The sequence below is a fragment of the Streptomyces sp. ISL-1 genome, from assembly GCF_018614585.1.
Lineage (GTDB): Bacteria > Actinomycetota > Actinomycetes > Streptomycetales > Streptomycetaceae > Streptomyces > Streptomyces maoxianensis.
In genome coordinates this window covers 60,329-86,725 of the sequence record NZ_JAGGOI010000026.1, presented here as the reverse complement: position 1 = coordinate 86,725, position 26,397 = coordinate 60,329, and the positions used below count along the sequence as shown (strand labels likewise).

Sequence of the window (26,397 nt, the reverse complement as noted above, 5' to 3'; positions counted from 1 at the left end):
TTCCGGGAACCCGAACGCCGACGCCTGCTCGCTCTTCATGATGTTCCCGCACGACACCACCGGATTCAGACTGCACCCCGGCGTGAAGGACGGGTCCTCGAGCAGCTTGAACTTGTCGATCGTGATCACCCACGAAGCCAGCAGACCCGCCGCACCCGTGATCACCAGAAGCCACGCCAGAGCGCGGCTGCCACCGATCGTGCCCTTGGAGCCGTTGTCACGCGCGGAGGACACGTCGTCCACTGCTGCAGTCGTCATATCGCCGTTCCATCGCTCAGTAGCCTGCTCTGGCACGGTCATTCTGCCGCACCCACACCGGTGTCCACCGTTCGATGGACATAAGGATGTACGGACGGCCGTCCCGCGGGACTCAGCCCGGGAGCGGGATCCCGCGACCGGAAACCGCCTTGGGCGGTCCCGGATCGGCATTGCCCGGCAGGACGAATCCGCGCCCGCCGAGTTGACGCTACGTACGGGAGACGGAGGGGCAGCGGCGCCGGCTGACGCCCTGTCCCGGGGGCAGCGCCCCCGGGACAGGCCGTCAGGCCAGGCGTTCGCGGATCGCGGTCACCGCATCCGCCAGCGCCACCGGCGACTGCTCGCCCGACTCCATGTCCTTGAGCTGGATCACACCCTCCGCGAGGTCACGCTCACCGGCCACGATCGTGTACCGCGCCCCCGACCGGTTCGCGCTCTTCATCGCGCCCTTGAGGCCCTTCCCGCCGTAGCTGAAGTCTGCGGCGACCCCCGCCCGGCGCAGCTCGGTGACCACACCGAACAGCACACGCCTCGCCTCTTCGCCCAGCGGAACGGCGAACACGCTTGTCGTGGCGGGGAGTTCGAGCTCGATGCCCTCCGCCTCGAGCGCCAGGACCGTGCGGTCCACGCCGAGCGCCCAGCCGACCGACGGCAGCGCCGGGCCGCCGATCATCTCGGACAGGCCGTCGTAGCGGCCGCCGCCGCCCACCGCGGACTGCGAGCCGAGACCGTCGTGGACGAACTCGAAGGTCGTGCGGGTGTAGTAGTCGAGGCCGCGCACCAGCTTCTCGTCGTCCTCGTACTCGACGCCCGCCGCGGTCAGCAGCTCACGCACTTCCTCGTGGTACGCCTTGCACGCGTCGCACAGGTAGTCGCGCAGCATCGGCGCGCCCACCAGCTGCTTCTGGACCTCCTGACGCTTGTCGTCGAGGATCCGCAGCGGGTTGATCTCGATCCGGCGCCGGGTGTCCTCGTCCAGTTCGAGACCGCGCAGAAAGCTCTGCAGCGCGTCCCGGTAGACGGGGCGGCACTCCTTGTCGCCCAGCGAGTTCAGCAGGATGCGGAACTGGCGCAGCCCGAGCGAGCGGTATGCCTGGTCGGCCAGGATGATCAGCTCGGCGTCGAGGGCGGGATCCTCCGCGCCGATCGCCTCGGCGCCGACCTGCGAGAAGTGCCTGTAGCGGCCCTTCTGCGGGCGCTCGTAGCGGTAGTACGACCCCGAGTACCAGAGCTTGACCGGCAGATTGCCGGCCTTGTGGAGGTTGGCCTCCAGCGCCGCGCGGAGCACGGACGCGGTGCCTTCGGGGCGCAGCGCGAGCTTGTCGCCGCCCTTGGTCTCGAAGGCGTACATCTCCTTGGAGACGATGTCGGTGGACTCGCCGACGCCGCGCGAGAAAAGCTCGACGTTCTCGAAGCCGGGCGTCTCGATATAGCCGTAGCCGGAGTTCTTCAGCGGGGCGGCGATGGCGTCGCGCACCGCCAGGTACTTCGCCGAGTCCGGCGGGATCAGGTCGTACGTGCCCTTGGGGGCCTGAAAGGTGCTCACGGGAAACTCTCGTCACATTCCTCGTCGGGGAGCTTCGACGCTCCCGAGGCCGGCGGCCACATCCCGCAGGTACGGATTGGTGGCGCGCTCGCGGCCGATGGTCGTCTGGGGGCCGTGGCCGGACAGCACCACGGTCGAGTCGTCGAGCGGCAGGCACACACGCGCCAGCGACTCGAGCATCTCGTCCATGTCGCCGCCGGGCAGGTCCGTGCGTCCGATGGAGCCGGCGAACAGCAGGTCGCCCGAGAAGAACACGGACGGAACGTCCGCGGACTCGGGCATCCGGAAGGACACCGACCCCTTCGTATGGCCGGGCGCATGCGCGACCGAGAAGTCGAGACCGGCGAGGCGCAGCTCCGCGCCGTCGGCCAGTTCTTTGACGTCGTCCGGCTCTCCCACGGTCAGCTCGCCCATCAGCGGCATTCCGATCGACCGGCCCAGCGCCTTCTCCGGGTCGCTCATCATGTACCGGTCAGCGGGGTGGATCCACGCCGGTACGTCATGAGCTCCGCACACCGGGACGACTGAGGCGACGTGGTCGATGTGGCCATGGGTGAGGACGACGGCGACGGGCTTGAGCCGATGCTTCTTGAGCGCTTCCTCGACGCCTTCGGTGGCCTGGTGGCCCGGGTCGATGATCACGCACTCCTCGCCGGCGGCGGGGGCGACCAGGTAACAGTTGGTCCCCCAGGCCCCGGCGGGGAACCCGGCAATAAGCACGATCGTCCTCTGTGTTGGTCGTCGAGAGGGAATTGCTGTGTCGAATTGCAGCAGATCAGAGCCTACCGGCGCTGCTCGTCCCACAGCCAACCCGTATACCGTACGGGGCACACTCGGCCGGTCGGCATCATGCGACGCCGGCGTACAGGACTCGGACGTACAAGGAGAAGACCCGGTGGTCAGCAGCGATCAGCGGCGGCGGCAGCTCGCCAGGGAAAAGTTCGAGCGCCAGCAGCAGCGTCGGCAGCAGTCACGCAAGAGGAAACAGCGGAACACGGTGATCGCGGCCGCGCTCGCGGTGATGCTCGCGGCGGGCGCCGCGGCCTACGCCTCGGTCGGGCTGTCCGACGGGGACACCAAGGCCGACGGTTCGTCGGCCGGCGACAGCCAGTCCCCCAGCGCCAAGCCGTCCCAGAGCGAGAGCGCCGCGCCCGAGCCCGCCATGTCGATCGACAAGCGGGCGAAGTACTCCATGGCGCTCACGACGAATCACGGCGACATCAAGATCGCGATGGACGCGGCGAAGACGCCGCACACCGTGAACTCCTTCAAGTCTCTTGCGGACAAGGGCTTCTTCAACGGCACGAAGTGCCACCGGCTGACGACGCAGGGCATCTTCGTGCTGCAGTGCGGCGATCCGAAGGGCGATGGCACCGGCGGCCCGGGCTACACGATCCCCGACGAGAATCTGACCGGCCTGGGCAAGGCGGGCGCCGACGGCAAGGTGACGTATCCGGCCGGGACCGTGGCGATGGCCAATACCGGTCAGCCGCACTCCGGCGGCAGCCAGTTCTTCCTCGTCTACAAGGACACCAAGCTGCCGCCCGGCTACACGCCGTTCGGAACCATGGACGCGGCGGGCCTGAAGGTCGTCGAGGACGTGGCGAAGGGCGGCGTCTCGGGCGGGGCCCAGGACGGGGCTCCGACGAAGGCCGTCACCATTGAGAAGGCGGTCGTACCGAAGGTGTGAGCGGGGGAATTCGGCCGTGCTGAGTGCGGACAGCCGGGCGGCCGGTCGCCTAGATTGGCGTTGTGCAGCGCGGACCTCGATTCGCGCTGCGGAAGGCGGGCGAGGCCCGTCCAGGAAACTGTGGACGATGCCCGGGGGGCGAACCCCCTCGCAGGCATCAGGTGGAGGAGGCGCTGTGAGCAGCGACCCGTGGGGCCGTGTCGATGAGACGGGCACCGTGTACGTGCGTACAGCCGATGGCGAGAAGGTCGTCGGATCGTGGCAGGCCGGTTCTCCCGAGGAGGCCCTGGCCTATTTCGAGCGCAAGTACGAGGGCTTGGTGGTCGAGATCGGCCTCCTCGAGCGGCGGGTGAAGACCACCGATCTTTCGGCCAAGGACGCCCAGACCGCCATTGACCATCTGCGCCAGCAGGTGGACGAGCATCACGCCGTGGGTGACCTCGGCGCGCTGGGCAAGCGCCTCGACGCGCTGGTCGCGACGGTCGAGAAGCGCCGCGAGGAGCGCAAGGTCCAGAAGGCGAAGCAGAGCGACGAGGCGCGGCACGCCAAGGAGGCCCTGGTCACCGAGGCCGAGGAGCTGGCGCAGAGCGAGCAGTGGCGCGCGGCCGGTGAGCGGCTGCGGGCCCTGGTGGACACCTGGAAGGGTCTTCCCCGGCTCGACCGGAAGTCCGACGACGAGCTGTGGCACCGCTTCTCGCACGCCCGCTCGGCGTTCTCCAAGCGTCGCAAGGCGCACTTCGCCTCGCTGGACGCGCAGCGCGAGGAGGCCCGTAAGGCCAAGGAGAAGCTGGTCGCCGAGGCCGAGTCGCTCTCCGGCTCCACCGAGTGGGGCACGACGGCCGCCCGGTATCGCGATCTGATGACGGAGTGGAAGGCCGCGGGCCGTGCCCAGCGCGAGGCCGAGGACGATCTGTGGAACCGTTTCCGCGGTGCGCAGGACGTCTTCTTCGCCGCGCGCAGCGGCGTCTTCGCGGAGCGCGACGCGGAGCAGGGCGAGAACCTCAAGCTCAAGGAGGAGCTCGTCGCCGAGGCAGAGAAGCTGGTGCCGGTGACGGATCTGAAGGCGGCGCGTGCGGCCTTCCGTTCGATCAATGAGCGCTGGGAGGCCATCGGCCATGTGCCGCGGGACGCCCGTCCCAAGGTCGAGGGCCGGATGCACGCGGTGGAGCGGGCGCTGCAGGAGTCCGAGGAGAACGAGTGGCGCCGGACGAACCCGGAGGCTCGTGCGCGTGCCGAGGGTCTGACGGGCCAGCTGCAGGCGGCCGTCGACAAACTGCGCGGGCAGATCGACACGGCGCGCGCGGCGGGCAACAACGCCAAGGCCGACAAGCTCGCCAAGGAGCTCGAGGGGCGGCAGGCGCTGCTCGATCAGGCGCTGAAGGGCCTTGAGGAGTTCGGCGGCTGACGCTGCCTCTGCGCCTTGAGCCGGCGCCGCTCTCGCGGAGGGGGTTGCTCTCCGTACGGGTTGCTCATTGCTGGCTGATGCAGCTGTCGCGAAAAGGCGGCCCAGGTACGCGAGTACCTGGGCCGCCTTTCGTATGCGCTGCTACGGCCTGCGGGCCGAGGTGACCCGGTACACGTCGTAGACGCCCTCCACGCCCCGCACGGCCTTCAGTACGTGCCCGAGGTGCTTCGGGTCGCCCATCTCGAAGGTGAAGCGCGAGGTGGCCACCCGGTCGCGGGAGGTCTGGACGGCCGCCGAGAGGATGTTGACGTGCTGGTCGGACAGTACGCGCGTGACGTCCGAGAGGAGCCTGGACCGGTCGAGCGCCTCGACCTGGATGGCGACCAGGAAGACCGAGGACTGGGTCGGCGCCCACTCGACGTCGAGCATGCGCTCAGGCTGCTGCGAGAGCGAGTCGACGTTCACGCAGTCCGCGCGGTGAACCGATACGCCGCTGCCGCGTGTGACAAAGCCGATGATGGGGTCGCCGGGGACGGGCGTACAACAGCGGGCGAGCTTGACCCAGACGTCGTCGACGCCCTTGACGACCACGCCGGGGTCGGCGTTGGCACGCCGCTTGCGGCCGCGCGCGGGCGGTGCGCTCTCGGCGATGTCCTCGTTGGCCGCCTCCTCGCCGCCGAGGGCCTGCACCAGCTTCTGGACGACGCCCTGCGCGGCGACATGGCCCTCGCCGATCGCCGCGTACAGGGACGAGATGTCGGGGTAGCGCATCTCGTGCGCGAGTGTGACGAGCGAGTCGCCGGTGAGGATGCGCTGGATCGGCAGGTTCTGCTTGCGCATCGCCCGGGCGATGGCGTCCTTGCCGTGCTCGATCGCCTCGTCGCGGCGCTCCTTGGAGAACCAGGCGCGGATCTTGTTGCGCGCCCGGGGCGACTTGACGAAGCCGAGCCAGTCGCGCGAGGGGCCCGCGCCTTCGGCCTTGGAGGTGAAAACCTCCACCAGGTCGCCGTTGTCGAGGGTCGATTCGAGCGGTACGAGCCGCCCGTTGACCCGCGCTCCTATGGTCCGGTGGCCGACTTCCGTATGGACGGCGTACGCGAAGTCGACCGGCGTAGCCCCGGCCGGAAGCGCTATGACGTCGCCCTTCGGCGTGAAGACGAAGACCTCGTTGCGGGAGAGGTCGAAGCGCAGGGACTCCAGGAACTCGCTGGGGTCCTCGGTCTCCTTCTGCCAGTCCAGCAGCTGGCGCAGCCACGCCATGTCATTGACGGCATCGTCCTTGCCGGCCCGTTTCGGCACGTCCGTACGCACCTTGGAGGCACCGGCGGAGGGCTCCTGCTTGTACTTCCAGTGGGCGGCGATGCCGTACTCGGCACGCCGGTGCATGTCGAAGGTGCGGATCTGCAGCTCGACGGGCTTGCCGTTGGGACCGATCACCGTGGTGTGCAGCGACTGGTACATGTTGAACTTGGGCATCGCGATGTAGTCCTTGAACCGGCCGGGGACCGGATTCCATCGCGCATGGACGGTGCCGAGCGCCGCGTAGCAGTCGCGGACGGTGTCGACGAGTACGCGGATGCCCACCAGGTCGTAGATCTCCGCGAAGTCACGGCCTCGGACGATCATCTTCTGGTAGACGCTGTAGTAGTGCTTGGGCCGCCCGGTGACGGTGGCCTTGATACGGGCGGAGCGCAGATCGGACTGGACCTCGTCGGTCACTATGGCCAGATACTCGTCGCGCTTGGGTGCCCGCTCGGCGACGAGCCGCACGATCTCGTCGTACATCTTGGGGTAGAGGATCGCGAAGGCGAGGTCCTCCAGCTCCCACTTGATGGTGTTCATGCCGAGCCGGTGGGCCAGCGGGGCGTAGATCTCAAGGGTCTCGCGGGCCTTCTTCTCCTGCTTCTCCCGCTTGAGGTAGCGCATGGTGCGCATGTTGTGCAGCCGGTCGGCGAGCTTGATGACCAGGACACGCGGGTCCTTGGCCATGGCGACGACCATCTTGCGTACGGTCTCGGCCTGCGCGGCCTCGCCGAACTTGACCTTGTCCAGCTTGGTGACGCCGTCGACCAGGAGGGCCACCTGGTCGCCGAAGTCGCGGCGCAGGGTGTCCAGACCGTACTCGGTGTCCTCGACGGTGTCGTGCAGCAGCCCGGCCATCAACGTCGCCGGGTCCATGCCGAGCTCGGCGAGGATGGTGGTGACGGCGAGCGGGTGCGTGATGTACGGGTCGCCGCTCTTGCGCTTCTGGCCGCGGTGCCAGCGCTCGGCCACCTGGTAGGCGCGCTCGATCTGGCGGAGCGTGGAGGTCTCGATCTTGGGGTCATTGCTGCGCACTATCCGCAGCAGTGGCTCCAGGACGGGGTTGTACGGCGAGGAGCGCTGCACACCGAGGCGGGCGAGGCGGGCGCGCACCCGGTTCGACGAGCCGCCGGTCCGGGGGACGGCCGCGGGAGTGGGATTGGGCCGGGGGGCGGGCGTCGGGGTGGGAGCGGGAGTAGAGGCGGGGGCCGCACCGTTCGCCCTCTTCCCGGAGGCACCTTCCAGCGGTAGCTGGGGGGCTTCGGCCGCAGGGACGCGCGTCTCGCTCCGCTCGGGCGCTGCCGGCTTCGGGTTCTCGGCCGGCTTGCTCTCGGGCGTGACAGGGGCTGCCGCGGCCATTTCGGCCTGCTGGTCGGGCTGCGCGGCGGCGGGGTGGGCCTTGTCTGGCAAGAGCACTCCTCGTGCAGTTCCGGGTCCCCAGGTCAGGTCCGGAGAAGCCATGGTATCGACCTCGGGGTCCCGGTGCTCATGAGGCGGTGGGTCCGGGCATGACGCGTAGGACACACACGCCTGTGCGGGCGCCGTCTCATCATCCGCGTGCCGACCTGGGATCGCGGCCCCGCGGGGCGCCGTGCGGTCGTAGCAGGAGAGAACACGCTGTGCGGTCGTAGTACCGGACAACGAATGGGCGCCCCGGGAAGATTCCCGGGGCGCCCATCGGTACGACGACGCGTCGCGTCAGAGCGTGATCAGAGCCTCCAGCGGGGCCCCGCGCAGCGCCGGCTCCAGACGCGCCCGGCCGCCGAGGAAGCCGAGCTCCATCAGGACCGCGACGCCCGCGACATCGGCTCCGGCTCGCCGGATCAGCTCCAGCGACGCGCCGGCGGTGCCTCCGGTGGCAAGGACATCGTCGATGACCATGACGCGGTCGCCCGCCCGCAGATCCTCGGCGTGCACCTCGATCTCGGCCTGGCCGTACTCCAGCTCATACGCCTGCGAAAGCGTCGCTCCGGGGAGCTTGCCCGCCTTGCGTACGGGAATGAAGCCGAGCCCGGCACGGACAGCGACCGGTGCGCCCAGGATGAAGCCGCGCGCCTCCAGACCGACGATCTTCGTGGCCTCGTGGCGCTCGCACAGGGCGGCGAGCATGCCGGTGAGAGCCGCGAAGGCCTCCGGGTCCGCGAGCAGGGGCGTGATGTCCTTGAACATCACCCCCGGCTTCGGGTAGTCGGCGACGTCCCGGATGCGGCTGAGCAGCAGCTCCTGCGTGCCGACCGTCATCGGCGCCTGCCCGAGGCACGGCCGTGGCCGCGGCCACGCGGGCCCACGACGCCGGCCGTAGCGGCGTCGCCCGGCCCCACGTCCTGCGGCTCGTCCGAGTCGTCCGGCGACTCGCCCTTGGCGGCGGCCGCCGCGCGCTTGGCGAGCACCCGCTTCTTCAGGGCCTTCATCTGCGGCTCGCGTTCCTTGAGGTCGGCGACGAGCGGCGTGGCGATGAAGATCGAGGAGTACGCGCCGGCCGCCAGGCCGACGAACAGTGACAGCGAGATGTCGTTGAGCATGCCCGCGCCGAGGACACCGCCACCGATGAAGAGCAGCCCCGCCACCGGCAGCAGCGCGACAATGGTGGTGTTGATGGAACGCACCAGTGTGCCGTTCAGGCTGCGGTTGGCGATCTCGCTGTATGTGTAGCGGGTCTGCTTGGTGATGTCCTTCGAGCCCTCCTTGAGACCGTCGAAGACGACGACGGTGTCGTAGAGGGAGTAACCAAGGATGGTCAGCAGACCGATCACGGTGCCGGGTGTGACCTCGAAGCCGACCAGCGCGTACACACCGACGGTGATGGTGAGGTCGTGGATCAGCGCGATGAGGGCCGCGATCGCCATCCGCCATTCGAAGGCGACCGCGAGATAGAGCACCACAAGGATCATGAAGATCCCGAGGCCGGTCCAGGCCTTGTTGGCGATCTGCTCACCCCAGCTGGGGCCGACGATCTCGGCGTTGATCTTCTCCGCCGGGATCTTCAGGTTGTCGGAGAGAGTCTCGTTGACATTGTTCGCCTGGGCCTGGTCGAGCTCGCTGACCTGGATCCGCAGCCCGCCGTTGCCGAGCTTCTGGACGATCGCCTCGTGGCCGGACGCCTCCTGGGCGAACGACTGGGCCTGGGACACGGAGACGCTCGTGCTCGGGGTGGTGAAGACGGCGCCGCCCTTGAACTCGATGCCCATGTTCAGGCCCCTGACCGCCAGGCCGACAATGGCCGTGATGGTGATCAGGATCGAGATCCCGTACCAGATCTTCCGCTTGGCGACGAAGTCGTAGCCGACCTCGCCGCGGTAGAGACGGGCGCCGAGAGTGCCGAGTCGCGACATCTCACGCCTCCTTCGGGTCGGTGGGGGCGGAGGCGCGGCGGGAGCGGCGCAGCGGGGGCTTGGCGCCGAGCCGCTTCGGGTCCAGTCCGGACCACGGGTGACCGTCCGCGAAGAACTTCCTGCGGGCGAGGAGCGTCATCACCGGCTTGGTGAAGAGGAACACCACGACCACGTCGAGCACGGTGGTCAGACCCAGGGTGAACGCGAAGCCCTGGACCTTGCCGACGGTGACGACGAACAGCACCGCGGCGGCCAGGAACGACACGAAGTCGGAGACCATGATGGTGCGCCGGGCGCGCGGCCAGGCGCGCTCGACTGCGGGCCGCAGCGTACGGCCCTCGCGGATCTCGTCCCGGATGCGTTCGAAGTACACGATGAACGAGTCGGCCGTGATACCGATCGCGACGATCGCACCGCAGACCGCCGGCAGGTTCAGCGCGAAGCCGATGGCCGGGCCGAGCAGCGCCATGATCGTGTACGTCAGGACCGCGGAGACCATGAGGCTGAGGATCGCGATCAGGGCCAGGCCGCGGTAGTACGCCACCAGGTAGATGATGACCAGCGCGAGGCCGATCGCACCGGCGATCAGACCCGCCTTGAGCTGCTCGCCGCCGAGCGCGGCGGTGACGGTGGTGACGCTCTGCTCCTCGAAAGAGAGCGGGAGCGCGCCGTACGACAGGATGTTGCCCAGGTCCTGCGCGGACTCCTGGGTGAAGTTTCCGGAGATCTCGGCGTTGGCGCTCAGCGCTGTGCGCACCGAGGGCGCGGAGACCACTTCGCCGTCGAGGACGATGGCGAACTGGTTCATCGGAGCCTGCTGCTGCGAGAGCCTGCCGGTGATCTTCTGGAACTTCTTCGCACCGCTGTTGGTGAAGTCCATCGTGACGATCCACATGCCACGCTGCTGGTCCAGCTGGCCCTTGGCGTCGGCGACGTCCTTGCCGTCGACCTCGGCCGGACCGAGGACGTACTTCTCCCACTCGCCGGCCGAGTTCTGGCCGCAGCCGATGGCGGGCTCGCTGGGCTTGACGTTCTCACCGGCCGCGACGCGGGCCTTCTTGTTCGTGCAGTCGAGGGCCAGGAACGCCTTCTGCAGCTTGTCGGTGGCCGCCGTACCGCCCGAGGGGGGCGGCTTCGGGGTCCCGGAGGGCTTCGGCTTGCCCGGGTCGGAGGCGGCCGGCGTGGGCGTCGGCGCCTTCAGAGCGCCGGTCACCGCGCGGCCCTGCGTGGTCGCAGTCGGTGAAGGGGAACCGGACGGCGGGTTGGCCGCCGGCTTGCCGTCCTTGGCCTTGTCCGATGCCGAGGGGCTCGGGGCGGGCTGCGGGGAGGTGGGGCCGCCGGGTGCAACGGTCAGCACCGGCCGGAAGAAGAGCTGAGCAGTGGTGCCGACCTGTTCCCGGGCCTGCTTGGAATTCGTCCCCTTGGGAATGTTGACGATGATGTTGCGCTCGCCCTGAGTCTGGACCTCGGCCTCGGAGACGCCAAGACCATTGACACGGCGCTCGATGATGCCGACCGCGGTGTTCATGTTGGTCTCGTTGATGGCGTTCTCTTGGCCGGGCTGATTCTTCGCCTGGAGCGTGATGGTCGTACCGCCCGCCAGGTCGATGCCCAGACGCGGCGTGAGCTGACCCGCAAAGAACATCCCGCCCGTGAGCGCGACCATGGCGATCAGAATCAGTACCAGGGCGCGCCCCGGCCTGCTCTGAGCCCCCGCGGGCCTTCGGCCCCTATTCGGTGCTGCCACCTTCTCGATTCTCCCTGTCCAACCGTCCCGCGCCGGGTGTGCGCCAGGGCGGCCACGAAGTGTTGTGGGGACCTGTCCCCGCAGAAATCAACACGACCGAGGGACCGCCGGACACCGGTGGGTGCCCCTGCGGTCCCCTCGCATGGCTACTTCGCGTCGGTCTCGCCGTCGGCCTTGCCGTCCTTGGGCTCCGCGTCGTCCTTGGGCTCCGCAGCGTCCTTCGGCTCGGCGTCGTCCTTGGGCTCCGCAGCGTCCTTCGGCTCGGCGGCGTCCTTGGGCTGCACGGCGTCCTTCGGCTCGGCGGCGTCGGCCGCGGGAGCCTCGGGCTTCTTGCCGAGGTCGATCTTGGCGTCGTCCGAGGAGTCGGAGTCGCCGGTCCCGGTCAGCGAGGAAGCGTCGTCCGGCACGACGGGACCGTCGACCTTGTGGTGGCCGTCGCCGTGCACGATGCGGTTGTACTCCTCGTCACTGAGGACCGCACCGATGGAGTTCTTGGCGAATACGGCGTGGACGCCGGGGGCCACCTCAAGGAGGACGGTGTCGTCGTGAAGCTCCTTGACGGTGGCGTACATGCCCCCGATCGTCCGGACGCCGGCGCCCGGCTGCATCTGGTCACGCATCTGGGCAGCCTGCTGCTGCTTCTTCTTGGCCGACCGGGTCATCAGGAACATGGCCCCGATGAGCACAATGAAGGGGAGGAGGGTCACGAGACTCACGGGACGGAACTTCCTTCGCACGACCGCACTGACGAGGCGGCCTTATCTACGGGGGTGGATACGCCGACCTGTAAGGGCGGCATCGGCGGAGTCTAAGCGAGTCCGCATCATTGGAACAACGCCCAGCATCCCACCGTGGTTCCTGGCCCCGCGAGACTCCGCGCCGTCACGCCCCGAACAGGCCCCGTTGTCCGCTTGCGCCGGGGGCCTGCTGCGGAGGTACGAGTCCCAGGTGGGCCCAGGCGGCAGGGGTGGCGACCCGGCCGCGCGGGGTCCTGGCCAGCAGCCCCTCCCGTACCAGGAACGGCTCGGCGACCTCCTCGACCGTCTCGCGCTCCTCCCCGACGGCCACCGCGAGGGTGGACAGACCCACCGGTCCGCCACCGAAAAGCCCGAGCAGCGCCTGGAGCACGGCACGGTCGAGACGGTCGAGCCCGCGGGCGTCGACCTCGTACACCTTGAGGGCCGCGGCGGCCACCTCGCGGGTGATCAGGCCGTCCAGCTTGACCTGGGCGTAGTCGCGGACGCGGCGCAGCAGACGGTTGGCGATACGGGGCGTGCCGCGGGAGCGGCCCGCGATCTCGGCGGCGCCGTCGGCATCTATGTCGACATCGAGGAGCTGGGCTGAGCGGTGGATGACGCGCTCCAGCTCGGCGGGGTCGTAGAACTCCATGTGCGCGGTGAAGCCGAAGCGGTCGCGCAGCGGGGGCGGCAGCAGCCCGGCCCGGGTGGTGGCGCCGACCAGGGTGAAGGGGGGAAGTTCGAGCGGGATGGCGGTGGCCCCCGGGCCCTTGCCGACGATCACATCGACCCGGAAGTCCTCCATGGCCATGTAGAGCATCTCCTCGGCGGGCCGGGACATCCGGTGGATCTCGTCGAGGAAGAGCACCTCGCCCTCCTGGAGGGAGGACAGGATCGCGGCCAGGTCGCCGGCGTGCTGGATGGCGGGGCCGGAGGTGATGCGGATCGGGGCGTTCATCTCCGCCGCGATGATCAGGGAGAGTGTGGTCTTGCCGAGACCGGGAGCGCCGGAGAGCAGGACGTGGTCGGCGGTGCCACCACGCGCGAGGGCCGCTTTGAGGACGAGGTCCAGCTGCTCGCGGACCCGCTCCTGGCCGACGAACTCGTCCAGCGACTTCGGCCGCAGCGCCGACTCGACCGCCTGGTCCTCGCCGTCGGCAGACCCGCCGACGAGCCGCTCGGCGTCGATGTCGTCGGTCGGCGGTGCGGTGTCGTCCCAGTTCACAGTCGATTGCCTCGCGAGTTCGGCGGTCGGAGCGGTCGGAGCATAAGCGGGGTCAGAGGGGGTCAGAGGGTGCGGTTCAGCGGGTGCGGTTCAGGCTCTGGAGGGCGGCCTTGAGGAGCTGCCCCACATGCGGTGTGCTCTCGGCGGCCTCGGCCTGCGGAGCGACCGCGGCGACCGCCTCGTCGGCCTCGCGGGTGGCGTAGCCGAGGCCGATCAGCGCGGCATGCAGCTGGTCGCGCCAGGAGGCGGAGACCGCGGAGCCGATGCCCTGCCTGCCGATGTGCGCGCCGACCGGTTCGCCGAGCCGGTCCTTCAGCTCGAGCAGCAGCTTCTGCGCGCCCTTCTTGCCGATGCCGGGGACCGCGGTCAACGCCTTCTCGTCGCCGGTCGCGACAGCGACGCGCAGGGCGTCGGGGGTGTGCACGGCGAGCATTGCCTGGGCCAGCCGGGGCCCGACCCCGCTCGCGGTCTGCAGCAGCTCGAAGACCCGGCGCTCGTCGTCGTCCGCGAAGCCGTAGAGCGTGAGCGAGTCCTCCCGCACGACGAGGGACGTGGCGAGCTTGGCCTCCTTGCCGACGCGGAGCTCGGAGAGGGTGTTCGGCGTGCACTGGACGGCCATGCCGACGCCGCCGACCTCGATGACCGCGGTGGTGGGGGCGAGGGCGGCTACCGGGCCGCTCACAAAGGCGATCATGCGGTACGGCCTTTCGATGCGTGCAGTGCGACGGCTTGCTGGAGGCGGTTTTGCGCGGGGGCGCGCCAGATGTGACAGATGGCGAGGGCGAGGGCGTCCGCCGCGTCGGCCGGCTTGGGCGGGGCGTCGAGCCGCAGCAGCCGGGTCACCATCGCCCCGACCTGCGCCTTGTCGGCCCGGCCGCTGCCGGTGACGGCGGCCTTGACTTCGCTGGGGGTGTGCAGTGCGACGGGGATGCCTCGGCGGGCGGCGCAGAGCATGGCGACCGCGCTGGCCTGTGCGGTGCCCATGACCGTACGCACATTGTGCTGGCTGAACACCCGCTCCACGGCGACGAATTCGGGCCGGTACTCGTCGAGCCACTGCTCGATGCCCTGCTCGATGGCGACCAGCCTGGTGCCGAGATCGGCGTCGGCCGGTGTGCGCACCACGCCGACGCCGAGCATCGTGAGGGGGCGGCCGGCGAGGCCCTCGACCACGCCGACGCCGCACCGGGTCAGTCCTGGGTCCACGCCCAGTACCCGCATCGTGCGCCCCCTCCTTAGATCGCCTGTTTGTGCAGGCTATCGGCTGCCACTGACAAAGCGACGGGCCGACGGGCCTATGTCCCGTCGGCCCGTGGACCGCTGTCGTGCACAACCATCGGTCGAGCAACCCCCGCGGCGAGCAACCAACTTCGCGAGAGCGGCCGGGGATACCAACCAGCCCGCAAGGGCCAGGGGAGGTTCAGCCGCAGAAAGGGGCCTGCCTGTTCAGGCGTCGACCTTCTCCATGACCTCGTCCGACACGTCGAAGTTGGCGAAGACGTTCTGCACGTCGTCGCTGTCCTCCAGCGCGTCGATCAGCTTGAAGATCTTCCGCGCGCCCTCTTCGTCGAGCTCGACCTGCATCGTGGGAAGGAAGTTGGCCTCGGCCGAGTCGTAGTCGATGCCCGCCTGCTGGAGCGCGGTGCGGACCGCGACCATGTCGGTGGCCTCGCTGACGACCTCGTACGACTCACCCAGGTCGTTCACCTCTTCGGCACCGGCGTCAAGGACCGCGCCGAGGACGTCGTCCTCGGTCAGCTCGCCCTTGGGGACGATCACGACGCCCTTGCGGTTGAAGAGGTACGAGACGGAGCCCGGGTCGGCCATCGAGCCGCCGTTGCGGGTCATCGCGACGCGTACGTCGGAGGCCGCGCGGTTGCGGTTGTCGGTGAGGCACTCGATGAGCACCGCGACGCCGTTCGGGCCGTAACCCTCGTACATGATCGTCTGGTAGTCGACGCCGCCCGCCTCGAGACCGGCGCCGCGCTTGACCGCGGAGTCGATGTTCTTGTTGGGGACAGAACTCTTCTTCGCCTTCTGGATGGCGTCGACGAGCGTCGGGTTGCCCTCGGGGTCGGCTCCGCCGGTGCGGGCGGCGACCTCGACGTTCTTGATCAGCTTCGCGAAGAGCTTGCCGCGTTTGGCATCGATCACGGCCTTCTTGTGCTTCGTCGTAGCCCATTTAGAGTGGCCGGACATCTGCCTGTCTCCTTCGCGTAACCCACTGCTGCTGCGTTCGGCAGAGATCCTACCGGGATCACCTCACCGGGCGGAGCGCACCATGTCCACGAAGAGGCCGTGCACCCGGTGGTCACCGGTGAGTTCCGGATGGAAGGAGGTGGCGAGGGCATGGCCCTGCCTTACGGCGACGATGTGTCCTTCGTGCTCGGCGAGCACCTCGACCTCGGCGCCCACCGACTCCACCCAGGGGGCGCGGATGAAGACGCCGTCGACGGGCCCATCGGTCACGCCGGCGACCTCGACGGCCGCCTCGAAGGACTCGTTCTGCCGGCCGAAGGCGTTGCGGCGGACGATCATGTCGATGCCGCCGAGCGTCTCCTGGCCCGAACGCGGGTCGAGGATCTTGTCGGCGAGCATGATCAGGCCCGCGCAGGTTCCGTAGACGGGCAGGCCCGCCGCGATCCGCTCGCGCAGCGGCTCCATCATGCCGAACAGCACCGCGAGCTTGGACATGGTGGTGGACTCGCCGCCGGGGATGACGAGGCCGTCGACCTCGGCGAGCTCCTCGGGGCGCCGGACCGGCCTGGCCACGGCGTCAGCCGAGGCCAGGGCGATCAGGTGTTCCCGTACATCGCCCTGCAGGGCGAGAACCCCGATGACAGGGGTGCCGGGAGTGGTCATTACCAGCCCCGGTTCGCGTAGCGCTCGGCCTCGGGGAGGGTGTCGCAGTTGATGCCGACCATGGCCTCGCCGAGGTTGCGGGAGGCGTCCGCGATGATCTTGGGGTCGTCGTAGAAGGTGGTGGCCTTCACGATGGCCGCGGCGCGCTTGGCCGGGTCGCCCGACTTGAAGATGCCGGAGCCGACGAAGACACCCTCGGCGCCGAGCTGGCGCATCAGAGCGGCGTCGGCCGGGGTGGCCACACCACCGGCGGAGAACAGCACGACCGGCAGCTTGCCGAGCTCGGCGACCTCCTTGACGAGCTCGTACGGAGCGCGCAGCTCCTTGGCGGCGGCGTACAGCTCGTTGTTGTCGAAGCCGCGGAGCCTGGCGATCTCGTTCTTGATCTGGCGCAGGTGACGGACAGCCTCGACGACGTTGCCGGTGCCGGCCTCGCCCTTGGAGCGGATCATGGCCGCGCCCTCGACGATACGGCGCAGCGCCTCACCGAGGTTGGTGGCACCGCATACGAAGGGAGTCGTGAAAGCCCACTTGTCGCTGTGGTTGACCTCGTCGGCCGGGGTCAGCACCTCGGACTCGTCGATGTAGTCGACGCCCAGCGACTGGAGGACCTGGGCCTCGACGAAGTGACCGATACGGGACTTGGCCATGACCGGGATGGAGACGGCCTCGATGATCTCTTCGATCATGGTCGGGTCGGACATCCGGGCAACGCCGCCGTCCTTGCGGATGTCGGCGGGGACCCGCTCCAGGGCCATGACGGCCACGGCGCCCGCGTCCTCGGCGATCTTCGCCTGCTCGGCGTTGACCACATCCATGATCACACCGCCCTTGAGCTGCTCGGCCATGCCGCGCTTGACGCGGGCGGTGCCGGTCTCGGGAGCCTGCGGGGTGGTGGGGAGGGTGCTGGACACGGAGGGACCTCACTCGATGACGACGTTGTAGTGCGTTCCCGCATGGAACATCCATGGACCAGTCCACAGCAAGGGCCAATGAACAGCCGGTGGATCGTTCTGCACGGTGCCGAAGGTCGGCGCGAGGGCTCAGTACCGATGGGCAGGCGCCGTCGAGGGCTCAGTGCCGATGGGCAGGCGCGACGGAGCCCGGCGGTCAGGTGCCGGGGCGGTCGGCGAGGGCGGTGGGCGGCTCGTCGTCCATCTCGAAGGCCAGCGGGAAGGGCGCGTGCCCGGCCAGGCGGAACCAGCGGACCTTGCGGTGGCGGCGCAGGGCGCGCGCCGCGCGTACCGAGTCGTTGTGGAACCGGCGCGCCATCGGGACCCGGCGCACGGCCTGCGCGAGCTCTTCCGCCGCGTCCTCGCCGCCCGGCACCTCGCGAACGGCCTCGACCTGCGCCACCTCCCCGAAGACGGCCCGCAGCGCCGCGCTGAGCTCGCTCTCGGCGACCTCACGCTGTTCTTCCTCCGCCTGGCGGGCGGCGTGCGCGGCCTCGTACAGCACGATCGACGCGGCCGGATCGAGCACGCCGGAGGTGGCGAGTTCCTGGGTGACCGAGGCGCGGCGCAGGAGTTGGGCGTCGAGCGCTGCGCGGGAGGCGTCGATACGGGAGTGCAGCCGGTCGAGCCGGCCGGCGGTCCAGCTCAGATACAGGCCGATCGCGACGAGGGCGACGACGATCCAGATGAGGGTTACGGTCACGGGCGGCAAGGCTACGCCGTCGGTGTCGTCCCCCGCCCCGCCCTCCCCCCCTACGGCCTGGCGGCCGTGGGAGGTACCCCGCCCCGAACCGGGGCTCCGCGCCGGACCTCGCGCCTCAGTCTCCCCCCGGGCTTCGTCCGGGGGGACCCCCACGAGGCTGAACATTCATCCCTGACCGGGCTCCGCCCCGACCCCCGCAGGCGCTGGGCCCACGCGCAGCCCGTCCCGAAGCGCGAGCTCAGTCGCGCGCCAGGCCGAACCTCGAGCGGAATCCTGATCTCTCGTCCGCCGCCACCGCCGCCGCGCCGTGCGTCACCGTCTCGTACACCGACAGGATGTCCGCCCCCACCGTCGACCAGTCGAAGCGCCGCACATGCGCGCTTCCCCGCTCCCGCAGCTCCGCCCGCCGCTCCGGGTCCCCCAGCAGCCCTACCGCCGCCGCCGCCAGCTCGTCGGCGTCCTCGTTGGCGAACAGCTCGCCCGCCGCGCCCTGGTCCAGGACCTGCGCGAACGCGTCCAGGTCGGAGGCGAGCACCGGCGCGCCCGCCGACATCGCCTCGACCAGGATGATGCCGAAGCTCTCACCCCCGGTGTTGGGCGCGACGTACACATCGATGCTGCGCAGCAGCCGCGCCTTGTCCTCGTCGCTGACCATGCCGAGGAATTCGACCCGCGAGCGCATCTCCTTCGGGAGCGAGGCGACCGCCTCCTCCTCGTCGCCGCGCCCCGCGACCAGCAGCCTCACGTCCGGGCAGGCCGCGACGATCTTCGGGAAGGCCGCCATCAGCACCGGCAGCCCCTTGCGGGGCTCGTCGATGCGCCCTATGAAGCCGATCGTGTTGCCCTGCCACTCCGCCTTCGGCTCGGCCTTGTCGAAGAAGCCGACGTCGACGCCGTTCGGGATGACGACCGCGTCGCCGCCCAAGTGCTCCACGAGCGTCCGGCGGGCGTATTCGCTGACCGCGATCCGGGCGCTGATCTTCTCCAGCGCGGGCTGCAGGATCGGATACGCGGCGATCATCGCGCGCGAGCGCGGATTCGACGTGTGGAACGTCGCGACGATCGGCCCCTGCGCCGCCCAGCAGCTCAGCAGCCCGAGCGACGGCGAGGCCGGCTCATGGATGTGGATCACGTCGAACGTGCCGTCGTGCAGCCAGCGCCGGACCCGCGCGGCCGACAGGAAGCCGAAGTTGAGCCGGGCGACCGAGCCGTTGTACGGGACCGGAACCGCCCGGCCGGCCGAGACGACGTACGGCGGCAGCGGTGTCTCGTCGTCCGCCGGGGCAAGGACCGACACCTCGTGGCCGAGCCGGATCAGGTGCTCCGCAAGGTCCCTGATGTGGAATTGGACGCCGCCCGGCACATCCCAGGAGTACGGGCAGACGATGCCGATCTTCACAGCGGCCGCTCCTCGAGGTCGGTGAGCCACAGCCGCTGCAGCATGTGCCAGTCCTCCGGGTGCTCGGTGATTCCCGTGGCGAAGGCATCGGCCAGCGCCTGTGTCATGGAGGACGTCTTCTCGGCCCGGGTACCTGTCTCGGGTACCTCGAGCGGTGCGTGGATCCGCCCGCGCATGACCGGAGCTTCGTCGTACCACAGCGTCACCGGCATCAGCAGCGCGCCGGTCTGCTGGGCCAGCAACGCCGGTCCGGCCGGCATCCGTGCCGTCTCACCGAAATACTTCACCTCGATGCCAGAGGCCGACAGATCACGGTCGGCGACCAGGCAGACCAGGCCGCCGGAGCGCAGCCGCCGGGCCAGCGTGCCGAAGGCAGCGCCTCCGCTGTGGGGCAACACCTCCATGCCGAGGCTTTCGCGGTAGGCCACGAACCGGTCATAGAGCGTTTCGGGCTTGAGGCGTTCGGCGACGGTGGTGAACGGGAGGCCCAGGACCCGGGTGGCCCACACGCCCGCGAGGTCCCAGTTCGCCAGGTGCGGCAGCGCGATGACCACGCCGCGTCCCGACGCGAGCCCGTCCTTCAGATGGTGGACGTCCTTGATCTGCACGCTGTGCTTGACGTGCTCGGCGCTCCACGTGGGCAGCCGGAAGGACTCCATCCAGTACCGCATGTACGAGCGCATACCGGCCTTCGAGAGCTCGGCGAGGCGCTCCGGGCTCGCGTCGGGCACCACCCGGGCGAGGTTGGACTCCAGCCGCAGCACGCTCTTGCCACGCCGTTTCCACGCGGTGTCCGCGATGGTCCGGCCGAGCGCGGCGGCGGCCGGCTCCGGCAGCTTTTTGACCGTGCTCCAGCCGAGTCCGTACAGCCCGTCGGTCAGCCGGTCCCGCATCACGTCGCCTCAGCCTCGTTCCCCTGCGCCCCGGCGCCATCGGCCTCCGCGGCCTCCCGTCGTACGGTCACGACCCGCTGTCCAAGTGTCACCAGGCTGCCGACGGCGACGATCCACAGCGCGATCGGCAGCAGTACGTCGATCCCGGGCACCCCGAAGTCATGCAGTCCCGCGAGTCCGGCGGCGACCAGGGAGATCACCAGCCGCTCGGCCCGCTCGACGAGACCGTTCACCGCGACCGGCAGGCCGATCGCTTCGCCACGCGCCTTGGTGTACGAGACGACCTGGCCGCTCGCCAGGCAGAAAATGGCGACGGCGCACAGCACATTGTCGTTTCCGCTGCCCGCGTACCAGAGCGCGAATCCGGCGAACACCGCACTGTCGGCGACCCGGTCGAGGGTCGAGTCCAGGAATGCGCCCCAGCGGCTGGAAATCCCCGCCTGCCGCGCCATATTGCCGTCGACGAGGTCCGAGAAGACGAACAACGTGATGACGATCGTGCCCCAGAAGAACTCTCCCCGGGGGAAGAAAACCAGCGCACCCGCCATCACTCCGGCCGTGCCCACGAGGGTGACCGCGTCGGGGCTCACCCCTCGTCGGAGCAGAAAAGCGGCGAACGGTGTGAGGACACGCGTGAAGAATGCACGCGCGTACTTGTTCAGCATGGCCTTCCCGAGGGTCGGTGGGCCGCATGGCCCCATTGGCCACCGGCTGGCCCATCGTAGCCAGGACCGACACGCTCCAGCGCCGCGCACCCGTCTCCTGCGGTCACGTACGACGTATGGACGCACCGTGACGGGAGTGGAAAGCTCGAAAGACGACCGCGGGCATCCCCGGAGCTGCCCCCGGACGACGTCCGGGACCTCCCTCATGGCTCCCCGCGCCCGCGGCCCCTCTCCTCTCTCCTCACCGGGCAATCGATCGGGAGGCAAGATCATGGGCGACAAGGCGAACTCACACCCCGGAGCCGCCGGCAGGGCAGCTACGGCCGACCAGCCCGCATCCGTACGGAATGTGGTGCTGGTCGGCCACAGCGGATCGGGAAAGACGACGTTGATCGAGGCCCTCGCGCTGACCGCGGGAGCGGTCAACCGGGCGGGCCGGGTCGAGGACGGCGGGACGGTCTCCGACTACGACGAGATCGAGCACCGGCAGCAACGTTCCGTACAGCTCTCGCTGGTCCCCGTCGAATGGGGCGGGTACAAAATCAATCTGCTGGACACTCCCGGATATGCCGACTTCGTCGGGGAGCTCAGGGCCGGTCTGCGAGCCGCGGACGCGGCCCTTTTCGTTGTGTCGGCGGCGCAGGAGGCCGACGCGATCGCTGGTGCGACCCGCACGGTGTGGGAGGAGTGCGCGGCGGTCGGAATGCCGCGCGCGATCGTGGTCACGCATCTGGAGACCGCACGCACCGATTTCGAGGAGCTGAACCGGGTCTGCGGGAGCATTTTCGGTGGTGACGACCCCGATGCCGTACTGCCGCTGTATCTGCCGCAGTACGGAGCGCAGAATCCCGACGGCCATGCGCCGGTCACCGGTCTGGTGGGACTGCTCTCCCAGAAGATCTTCGACTACTCCTCCGGCGAGCGGAAGGAGATCCCGCCCGATCCCCGGCAGACGGCGCTGATCGAGGAGGCCCGCGGCCGGCTGATCGAGGGGATCATCTCCGAGAGCGAGGACGAGACGCTCATGGACCGCTATCTCAGCGGCGCGGAGATCGACCTCGACACGCTGATCGAGGACCTGGAGAAGGCCGTCGCCCGCGGCACCTTCCATCCGGTGCTGGCGGCCGCCCCCGCGCCCGAGGACGCAAAACAGGGGCTCGGCACGGTCGAACTCCTTGAGCTGATCACCGGCGGCTTCCCGACCCCGCTGGAGCCGGCGGCGCCGGACGTCACCACCCCGCAGGGCGCGGCGCGCCCGCAGATCACCTGCGACCCGGACGGGCCGCTGGTGGCCGAGGTGGTCAAGACCGCCTCCGACCCGTATGTCGGCCGGATATCTCTCGTCCGGGTCTTCTCCGGCACTCTGCGACCCGACGAGACGGTGCATGTGTCGGGGCACGGCCTCGCCGACCGCGGTCACGAGGACCACGACGTCGACGAGCGGATCGGCGCGCTCTCCGCGCCCTTCGGCAAGCAGCAGCGGCCGCTGGGCAAGGTCATCGCCGGTGACCTCGCCTGTGTCGCGAAGCTGGGCCGCGCCGAGACCGGGGACACGCTCTCAGGGAAGAACGATCCGCTGCTGATGGAGCCCTGGACGATGCCCGACCCGCTGCTGCCGATCGCGATCCAGGCGCACAGCAAGGCGGACGAGGACAAGCTCTCCCAGGGGCTTTCGCGGCTGGTCGCCGAGGATCCGACGATGCGGCTCGAGCAGAACCAGGCCACGCACCAGGTGGTGCTGTGGTGCATGGGCGAGGCGCACGCCGATGTCGCGCTGGAGCGGTTGCGCAGCCGGTACGGCGTACAGGTCGACGTGGTGCCGTACAAGGTTTCGCTGCGGGAGACCTTCGGCGAGGCGTCGGCGGGCCGCGGCCGTCATGTGAAGCAGTCCGGCGGCCACGGCCAGTACGCGATCTGCGAGATCGAGGTGGATCCGCTGCCCGCGGGGTCCGGCATCGAGTTCGTCGACAAGGTCGTCGGCGGCGCGGTGCCGCGGCAGTTCATCCCGTCGGTGGAGAAGGGCGTACGCGCCCAGGCGGCGCGCGGCGTCGTGGCCGGGTATCCCCTCGTCGACGTACGGATCACGCTGCTGGACGGCAAGGCGCACTCGGTGGACTCCTCCGACGCGGCCTTCCAGACGGCGGGCGCGCTGGCGCTGCGCGAGGCCGCCGGGGACGCGCGTATCAATCTGCTGGAGCCGGTGGCCGAGGTGCGGGTGCTGGTGTCGGACGAGTATGTGGGTCCGGTGATGAGCGATCTGTCGGGGCGGCGCGGCCGGGTGGTCGGCACCGAGCAGACAGCCGGGTCTCGCACGCTCGTACGGGCAGAGGTGCCGGAGATCGAGATCGGGCGGTACGCGGTCGATCTGCGGTCCATCTCGCACGGGACCGGGCAGTTCAGCCGCTCGTACGCGCGTCATGAAGCGATGCCATCACAATTGGCCGAGAAGCTCCGCGAACAGGCCGGAAACGGGTCGTAGTTGAGGATGCCGCCCGCCCGATCGCCCTGTGGCGGGCGGCATTTCATCGCCCACTGACGCGGACGGCCCGCCCCCGATACGCTGTGGTGCCCCAGCTCAGAAGGTGTGCGGGGCGAGGTAGTTGGGAACAGGCCGCAGTGCGAATGCTTGCGGCGATGGGGGCGGTAGTGGCGAACAACGGTTTCGACTTCACTCCGGGGGCTCAGGTCCCGCTCCTGGGCGCGGCCGGGCAGACGGCGGCGACGCATGCGCTCGCCTCGGCCGCGTACCGCGACGGACCAGTCGCCGAGATCCTCAAGGCCAACAGCGAGTGGCACAAGTCCGAGGTGAAGAAGGGCAAGTTCTCGCTCTTCGAGCCGAATCTGGGCGAGGCCTTCTCGCGGGCCGTACAGATGAGGACGCTCGGAGGCGCGCGCAAGGCGCTGATCCAGTCCTTCGGCACGGAGCCGCAGTCGGTGGTCGAGCACTGCCTGGCCGCCACCCGTATCCGTAAGGAGCGGGACACCAGGCTCACCGCCGTCATGGCGGTGTTCGGACTGCTGTTCCTGCCCGGGCTGCTGCTGTGGCTGATCGTCTTCCAGCTGCGCCGGACGATTGCGGGCGCGCAGAACAAGGGTGCCGGTGCGCTGGGCACGATGCTGCTGGTCGGCATCGGCGGCCTGGCCGCGATCTTCCTGATCATGCTGCCGCTGGGCGGAATCTGGGGGTACTACATACGCGGCATGATCGTCGCCCCGGTCATCGGCTGGGTGCTGGCCAAGCGGATCTGCGAGTCCACGGCGAAGGACATGCGCGCCCGCTGGGATTCCCTGCTCGCGGGCGGCGGCATCGGCGCCAAGGTGCCCGAGGCGGTGCCGGGCCACCCCAATGAGACCGCGCGCGAGCAACTGCGCCAGGGTCTGCACAAGCTCACCGCCGAGCAGCAGTCCAACTCGGTCTTCTACGCGGGCCCCAAGGGCATACTCGGGATGGGCACCCGCTGGGGCAGCTGGCAGATGGCCGAGGACCTGGTCTCCAAGGAGCCGGGCAGGGACATCAACCAGTTCCGCAGCTGGGACGTGATCCGGGTGGTCCACGACAAGCTCAAGATGCTGGAGCGCGGCCCGCTGAACTCCGGCGGCTTCCCCACCCCGTCCGTCAAGCACTGGATCGTGGCTCCGGTCGGTGAGAACGCCGCGGAGGTGGCCCGGCCGGACGGCCAGGACGTGGAAGCCTTCCAGGTCAAGGGCCACGAGATACAGCGGATCTGCAACCACCAGCAGTTCGGCGGCGGCAACCGCCACTATCTCGGCGTCCAGTTCACGCTCTGGGACGGCCAGTTGGTGATCACCATGATGATCACCGTCACCGTGCTCCACGAGACGCTGCGCATCGAGGTGACCGGGCACGCCCTCGGCCCGGTGCACTCCCTGTTCACCACGAAGCCCGCGCCCAAGACCGTGACCGTGAACAAGACGATCCGCTTCTGGGAGACCGTCGACCGGCAGCTGCCGCTGGTGGAGACTCCCGAGGTGGTACGCCTCGCGGTGCGCGCGCCCTTCACCTGGTACCCGCCGCTGCTGGACTTCCTCGGCGGCAAGCTGGTCCTGCCCGAGCCCTTCGGACTGCGCCATGCCTGGGCGGAGAAGCCCTGGCGGCACCGGTTCATGGCGGACGACGCGATGCGCGCGGCCACGCCCGTGCTGCGGGTGACGCACGCCGCGGCCCTGAAGGTGCTCGAGGAGAACGGCGTGGACACCGAGCGCTTCGGGAACCGCTCCATGGTCGTCAGCAGCTTCGTACAGGACCCGACGCCGCGCAACGCCGACGTCTACGACGCGTGAGCGGAGATCTGGCCCGTCGCCTCAGGCGGGCCAGGCCTCTGCCAGCATCTTGCGCGTATCGGCAAGGAGCTGGGGCAGCACCTTGGTGTGTCCGACGACCGGCATGAAGTTGGTGTCCCCGCCCCATCTCGGCACGACGTGCTGGTGAAGATGCGCGGCGATGCCGGCGCCGGCGACCGCGCCCTGGTTCATGCCGATGTTGAAGCCGTGCGCGCCGGCGGCCTTGCGCAGCGCGGTCATCGCGCGCTTGGTGAACGTCGCGAGCTCGGCCGTCTCCGCGTCGTCCAGCTCGGTGTAGTCGGCGACATGGCGGAAGGGGACCACCATCAAGTGCCCGCCGTTGTACGGGTAGAGGTTGAGCACCGCGTAGACGCGTGATCCGCGGGCGATGACGAGACCGTCCTCGTCCGACATGGCGGGGATCGCGCAGAAGGGACAGCCGTCGTCGGCCCCCGGTCCGGTCGGCTTGTTCTCCCCCTGGATGTACGCCATGCGGTGGGGCGTCCACAGGCGCTGGAACGCGTCCTGCGTCCCCACTCCGATCTGCTGCTCAGGCTCAAGCGTCATGTTGTGCAGCATATGACTTCGCCCGTACGCGGCGTGTCGTCGGGGCTGAGACGCACAGTGGGGCCGCGATGCTGGGCCGATGGACGTCAACGATGCCGCCGACCGGCAGCAGCGCTGGGAGCAGCGCATCGAGGTGCCCCTCTTCGTGGCCTCGCTGCTCTTCCTGGGCGGATACACGGTGGTCGTGCTGGCGCAGGACGCCGACCCGGTGCTGCGGAACCTCGCCCTCGTACTGACGCTGCTCATGTGGCTGATGTTCGCGCTCGACTACGCGGTGCGGCTGAAGCTGAGCGGAGAGGGACTGCGCTTCGTGCGCACCCACTGGCTGGACACCGTTGTGGTCGTACTGCCGCTGCTGCGGCCGGTGCGCATGGTGCGGGCCTACAACGCGGTGCAGCGGCGGCGCGGCGAGCCGCGGCTGAGCCTGCACGCGCGCGTGATCGCTTACGCGAGCATGTCGGCGGTACTGCTCGGCTACTCGAGCGCGCTCGCCGTCTACCAGCAGGAGCGCTCCGCCCCGGGCTCCACCATCCGCACTTTTGGTGACTCGCTGTGGTGGGCCTGCGCGACACTGACCACGGTGGGATACGGGGATGTCACGCCGGTGACCCCCCTCGGCCGGGTCATCGCGGTGGTGCTGATGGGCTGCGGGCTGGCGCTGCTGGGCGCGGTGACGGGGTCGTTCTCGTCCTGGCTGCTGCAGGTCTTCGCGCGGGAGGACGAGAAGAGGTCCCCGGGAAACTGATGTTCCCGGGGACCGATCCCCGCGTGCGCGGGGAGCAGAGATTCGCCAGCGCGTCGCACCGCGGAA

The 26,397-nt window shown here is 69.5% G+C and carries 24 protein-coding genes; 5 read left to right on the top strand and 19 right to left on the bottom strand.

Annotated features, from left to right (window positions below; translation table 11 throughout):
- The 3 genes from J7E87_RS19380 to J7E87_RS19370 form a co-directional block, all read right to left on the bottom strand.
- Positions 1-258, bottom strand: a 258-nt coding sequence (locus J7E87_RS19380; RefSeq protein WP_285427350.1) for a vitamin K epoxide reductase family protein, incomplete at its 3' end; no start/stop codon positions are given.
- Positions 259-541: 283 nt separating this feature from the next.
- Positions 542-1,804: a histidine--tRNA ligase gene (gene hisS / locus J7E87_RS19375; protein ID WP_215095640.1), complete on the bottom strand. Its 1,263-nt coding sequence runs from the start codon at positions 1,802-1,804 to the stop codon at positions 542-544.
- A gap of 12 nt (positions 1,805-1,816) precedes the next feature.
- Positions 1,817-2,524: an MBL fold metallo-hydrolase gene (locus tag J7E87_RS19370; RefSeq protein ID WP_215095638.1), complete on the bottom strand. Its 708-nt coding sequence runs from the start codon at positions 2,522-2,524 to the stop codon at positions 1,817-1,819.
- Positions 2,525-2,699: 175 nt separating this feature from the next.
- Here J7E87_RS19370 and J7E87_RS19365 point away from each other — a divergent pair, with 175 nt between their 5' ends.
- Both J7E87_RS19365 and J7E87_RS19360 read left to right on the top strand, forming a co-directional pair.
- Positions 2,700-3,494: a peptidylprolyl isomerase gene (locus J7E87_RS19365; protein ID WP_215095636.1), complete on the top strand. Its 795-nt coding sequence runs from the start codon at positions 2,700-2,702 to the stop codon at positions 3,492-3,494.
- Between the two features lie 175 nt (positions 3,495-3,669).
- Positions 3,670-4,899 carry a DUF349 domain-containing protein gene (locus J7E87_RS19360; RefSeq protein ID WP_215095634.1) on the top strand — a complete coding sequence of 410 codons (1,230 nt, stop codon included), beginning with the start codon at positions 3,670-3,672 and terminating at the stop codon, positions 4,897-4,899.
- 141 nt (positions 4,900-5,040) lie between these two features.
- On the opposite strand, the gene J7E87_RS19355 is transcribed toward J7E87_RS19360, so the two are convergent.
- The 15 genes from J7E87_RS19355 to pgsA form a co-directional block, all read right to left on the bottom strand.
- Entirely contained in the window at positions 5,041-7,611 is a 2,571-nt protein-coding gene (locus tag J7E87_RS19355; RefSeq protein ID WP_215095632.1) for a bifunctional (p)ppGpp synthetase/guanosine-3',5'-bis(diphosphate) 3'-pyrophosphohydrolase, read from the bottom strand.
- A 288-nt stretch (positions 7,612-7,899) separates the two neighbouring features.
- Positions 7,900-8,442 carry an adenine phosphoribosyltransferase gene (locus J7E87_RS19350; protein ID WP_215095630.1) on the bottom strand — a complete coding sequence of 181 codons (543 nt, stop codon included), beginning with the start codon at positions 8,440-8,442 and terminating at the stop codon, positions 7,900-7,902.
- Entirely contained in the window at positions 8,439-9,533 is a 1,095-nt protein-coding gene (gene secF / locus J7E87_RS19345) for a protein translocase subunit SecF (protein WP_215095627.1), read from the bottom strand. Before secF ends, J7E87_RS19350 begins: the two co-directional genes overlap by 4 nt.
- A gap of 1 nt (position 9,534) precedes the next feature.
- Entirely contained in the window at positions 9,535-11,280 is a 1,746-nt protein-coding gene (secD, locus tag J7E87_RS19340) for a protein translocase subunit SecD (protein WP_215095625.1), read from the bottom strand.
- A 146-nt stretch (positions 11,281-11,426) separates the two neighbouring features.
- Positions 11,427-11,996, bottom strand: a complete 570-nt coding sequence (gene yajC / locus J7E87_RS19335; RefSeq protein WP_215095623.1) for a preprotein translocase subunit YajC — start codon at positions 11,994-11,996, stop codon at positions 11,427-11,429.
- Positions 11,997-12,162: 166 nt separating this feature from the next.
- Positions 12,163-13,242: a Holliday junction branch migration DNA helicase RuvB gene (gene ruvB / locus J7E87_RS19330; protein ID WP_215095621.1), complete on the bottom strand. Its 1,080-nt coding sequence runs from the start codon at positions 13,240-13,242 to the stop codon at positions 12,163-12,165.
- Between the two features lie 76 nt (positions 13,243-13,318).
- Positions 13,319-13,936: a Holliday junction branch migration protein RuvA gene (gene ruvA / locus J7E87_RS19325; protein ID WP_215095619.1), complete on the bottom strand. Its 618-nt coding sequence runs from the start codon at positions 13,934-13,936 to the stop codon at positions 13,319-13,321.
- Positions 13,933-14,463 (bottom strand): crossover junction endodeoxyribonuclease RuvC, encoded by a 531-nt coding sequence (gene ruvC, locus J7E87_RS19320; RefSeq protein WP_215095617.1) that lies wholly within the window; start codon positions 14,461-14,463, stop codon positions 13,933-13,935. Before ruvC ends, ruvA begins: the two co-directional genes overlap by 4 nt.
- 225 nt (positions 14,464-14,688) lie before the next feature.
- Entirely contained in the window at positions 14,689-15,441 is a 753-nt protein-coding gene (locus J7E87_RS19315) for a YebC/PmpR family DNA-binding transcriptional regulator (RefSeq protein ID WP_215095615.1), read from the bottom strand.
- 63 nt (positions 15,442-15,504) lie between these two features.
- Entirely contained in the window at positions 15,505-16,104 is a 600-nt protein-coding gene (gene pdxT / locus J7E87_RS19310) for a pyridoxal 5'-phosphate synthase glutaminase subunit PdxT (RefSeq protein ID WP_215095613.1), read from the bottom strand.
- Entirely contained in the window at positions 16,104-17,018 is a 915-nt protein-coding gene (gene pdxS, locus J7E87_RS19305) for a pyridoxal 5'-phosphate synthase lyase subunit PdxS (protein WP_215095611.1), read from the bottom strand. The genes pdxT and pdxS overlap by 1 nt, the downstream gene beginning before the upstream one ends.
- A 196-nt stretch (positions 17,019-17,214) precedes the next feature.
- Positions 17,215-17,760 (bottom strand): hypothetical protein, encoded by a 546-nt coding sequence (locus J7E87_RS19300; RefSeq protein ID WP_215095609.1) that lies wholly within the window; start codon positions 17,758-17,760, stop codon positions 17,215-17,217.
- A 238-nt stretch (positions 17,761-17,998) separates the two neighbouring features.
- Complete coding sequence (locus J7E87_RS19295; protein ID WP_215095607.1) at positions 17,999-19,159, bottom strand: glycosyltransferase family 4 protein; 1,161 nt, start codon at positions 19,157-19,159, stop codon at positions 17,999-18,001.
- Positions 19,156-20,052, bottom strand: a complete 897-nt coding sequence (locus J7E87_RS19290) for a phosphatidylinositol mannoside acyltransferase (protein WP_215095605.1) — start codon at positions 20,050-20,052, stop codon at positions 19,156-19,158. Before J7E87_RS19290 ends, J7E87_RS19295 begins: the two co-directional genes overlap by 4 nt.
- Positions 20,052-20,717 carry a phosphatidylinositol phosphate synthase gene (pgsA, locus tag J7E87_RS19285; RefSeq protein WP_215095603.1) on the bottom strand — a complete coding sequence of 222 codons (666 nt, stop codon included), beginning with the start codon at positions 20,715-20,717 and terminating at the stop codon, positions 20,052-20,054. Before pgsA ends, J7E87_RS19290 begins: the two co-directional genes overlap by 1 nt.
- Before the next feature lie 271 nt (positions 20,718-20,988).
- Here pgsA and J7E87_RS19280 point away from each other — a divergent pair, with 271 nt between their 5' ends.
- Both J7E87_RS19280 and J7E87_RS19275 read left to right on the top strand, forming a co-directional pair.
- Positions 20,989-23,196: an elongation factor G-like protein EF-G2 gene (locus J7E87_RS19280; RefSeq protein WP_215095601.1), complete on the top strand. Its 2,208-nt coding sequence runs from the start codon at positions 20,989-20,991 to the stop codon at positions 23,194-23,196.
- A 167-nt stretch (positions 23,197-23,363) separates the two neighbouring features.
- Entirely contained in the window at positions 23,364-25,019 is a 1,656-nt protein-coding gene (locus tag J7E87_RS19275) for a hypothetical protein (protein ID WP_215095654.1), read from the top strand.
- Positions 25,020-25,040: 21 nt separating this feature from the next.
- On the opposite strand, the gene J7E87_RS19270 is transcribed toward J7E87_RS19275, so the two are convergent.
- Entirely contained in the window at positions 25,041-25,598 is a 558-nt protein-coding gene (locus J7E87_RS19270; RefSeq protein WP_215095598.1) for an HIT domain-containing protein, read from the bottom strand.
- A 67-nt stretch (positions 25,599-25,665) separates the two neighbouring features.
- Here J7E87_RS19270 and J7E87_RS19265 point away from each other — a divergent pair, with 67 nt between their 5' ends.
- Positions 25,666-26,331, top strand: a complete 666-nt coding sequence (locus J7E87_RS19265) for a potassium channel family protein (RefSeq protein ID WP_215095596.1) — start codon at positions 25,666-25,668, stop codon at positions 26,329-26,331.
- The last annotated feature ends 66 nt before the right edge of the window (positions 26,332-26,397 follow it).